This window comes from Wenzhouxiangella sp. YN1 (genome assembly GCF_056324145.1).
Genome location: NZ_JBJNIO010000039.1, coordinates 1 through 2,264 on the forward strand (window position 1 = coordinate 1; position 2,264 = coordinate 2,264).

The 2,264-nt window shown below is 54.7% G+C and carries 1 protein-coding gene; it reads right to left on the reverse strand.

Features of this window, described 5'->3' with window-relative positions; all coding sequences use genetic code 11:
• Positions 1–631 precede the first annotated feature (631 nt).
• Positions 632–1,759, reverse strand: coding sequence for a tyrosine-type recombinase/integrase (locus ACEWQZ_RS00095; protein WP_476481038.1), 1,128 nt, complete (start codon positions 1,757–1,759; stop codon positions 632–634).
• Positions 1,760–2,264 lie beyond the last annotated feature (505 nt).

Genomic DNA, 2,264 nt, shown 5'->3' on the forward strand with positions numbered 1-2,264 from the left:
AGGCTTTGAAAAGGGGTAGTGTTTCACCCATGGCGTGTTCTCTTTCTGTCGTGGGATTAGTGCCTTAACACTCTGATTATACGACAGAAATTGACACGCCATACCTCTTTCTAGCCCGCATTGAAGAATAAGGGGGGTTTATACAATCTGTAGACTCCAAAGACCGAGATACTTGCTGCCCATATGCCTAGGGGAATAAGAGCCCAAAGCTTTTGCGATGAGACAGGGGAAAAAGCGTATACCTCAATGTCGGAATAATCCGCAACCTGAGCTACTAAGTAGACAAACAAGGCAAATGATATCCAACCACAGTTACGTGCTAGTGTTGCAATTTCCGAATCTAGTGTCGGCCAGTCTACACACTCACGAATTGCAGTAAAGGTTGCACTAAGGCAAAACGTAAGCATAAACAGAAGAAGAAGAATGTACTCCCGTGCCCGCAAGTCTACAGAAGACACGTATGTGTTTAGAATAACCACGGCGAAGAAAAGAAGTGCAATGCACGCAAGAAGTAAGCAGCTTTTCACCTTTGGTCTCCCACTTTTATGAAACTAAATCACTTCACGTTAGTTGACTGTAATACGAAGATATTGGCAACTCCTCTTAGAGACCATTCTAGAGGAGGCGACAACTATCCTGACAGAGGCGGCTCTCCGTTTGCCGTTAAGAGATCCCGGAGCGTTCTGAGGGCAGAGAGTTTTTCGGCGTAGTAGTCGTGTCGGTTGTAGTGCCGCCACTGGACACCTGACAGCCCGTGACTTTGCAGTTGGGCGAGTGTGTCAGAGTGTAATCCAGCGGCTGCGAGTCGGGTCTCTACCGTCCGGCGCAGGTCACCAAGTGAAAAAGGGCCGGTCAACTCTCCAGCAGAGAGCATCTTCTCCGACAGGCGCCTGACGAGTTTCCCGACTCGACTTGGGTCGGCCGGGGTCTCCCCGTGAGTGAGCGTAAACAGGTACGTCCCCAGTTTCGCACCACGCATTTCGTCGATGGCCGTTTGCGCTTCGGGCAGAACTGGAACCATGTGCCGTCGGGGCTGTTGTCGCTTCCCCTTCCGGTCCCACAGTGTCAACTGGTCGTCGGCTATGTCTTCAACCGTCGCCCGGCGAAGTTGCGCCAATCTCTGCCCTCCCAAAAGCAGGTGGGCCCGTAGTAGCGGCCCAATTGGTTCGTCCGGCAAGCTGATTCGTCGCCACAGTGCCTGTAGCTCGCTTAGGCTCAGGTGGCGCTCACGCGGTTTGCTCGCTCCCTCGATGGTTGCAACGTCGGCCGCCGGGTTGTGGTCGATGCCAAACTGGCGGTATTCGCTGGCTTGGGCGCTGGTTCGCGAGCGCAGGGCCAGTGCGTAGGCCCGGCGAATATAGGCTCTCACTTTTCGTGCAGTCGTCAGCTTTCCCGATGTGGTCAGCGGCTCCAGGATCTCCAGACAGTCATCGAGAGACAGTTCTGCGGCGGGTTTCTGCCAGATCGCGCTGTGAGGAGCAATGTGGTTTTCCACAGTGTTTTCTACATCGTCAGCGCTGGCCTTGCCGGCTGACTGCAGCTCTCTGACGTAAGTTTCTATCAGAGCGCCGAAGGTTCTGGCGCGGGAGCCTTCGTCTGGCTCAGAGTTGTTGCGCCGAGCTGCCTCCTGGCGCTCTCTTTCCAGTACCTCGGCAAGATCCTTGCCTTCCGCGTGCAACTCGAGATAGCGGGACGAGAGCTGACGTGCGGCTGTCCGGGCCTTGGCCAAGCTCAATGGGAGGCCTTCCGAGTCGTACATTGGGAGTGGAATTCTCCGCTGGGGCGTCCCGTAGCGGTAGTAGAAGCGCGGTCCTTTCCTGGTGCCCCTGGCTTGAAGTGCGCCCGCGCCGTAGCCCAATGGCTCGTTGAGAGCCCGTCCTGGCTTCAGGCTTTCCAGCTGGCGAACGGTAATGGTGGTAGTTTGTCTTCTGGGCATTGCATTGGCCAGGCGGTCTATTTTGGTCTAATTCTGGTCTATTTTGAGCCGGCTTGCAATGGTCGTTGTCAGACCTGTTTAGACTGTTTGGTCAGTAATATCAGTGATATGTGAGAAAAGATAGATTTCATTGGATTGTACTGGACCCTGCTGAACGGGATTTGTAATCAGTAGGTCGGGAGTTCGAATCTCTCAGCCGGCACCATTTCCTTCCAACAGCCCGGACACTTTTCAGGCCTCCTTACGCTGGCCGGAGTCGTATTCGAACTCCCGACAATCGACAATCGAGTTCGAACCGAGCGGCGCAGCCGCGAGCTCGCTGGAGCGC

Bases quoted from the DNA above. Each gene is read 5' to 3' on its own strand.
- ACEWQZ_RS00095 (WP_476481038.1), bottom strand. From the start codon at position 1,759: ATGTACGACTCGGAAGGCCTCCCATTGAGCTTGGCCAAGGCCCGGACA.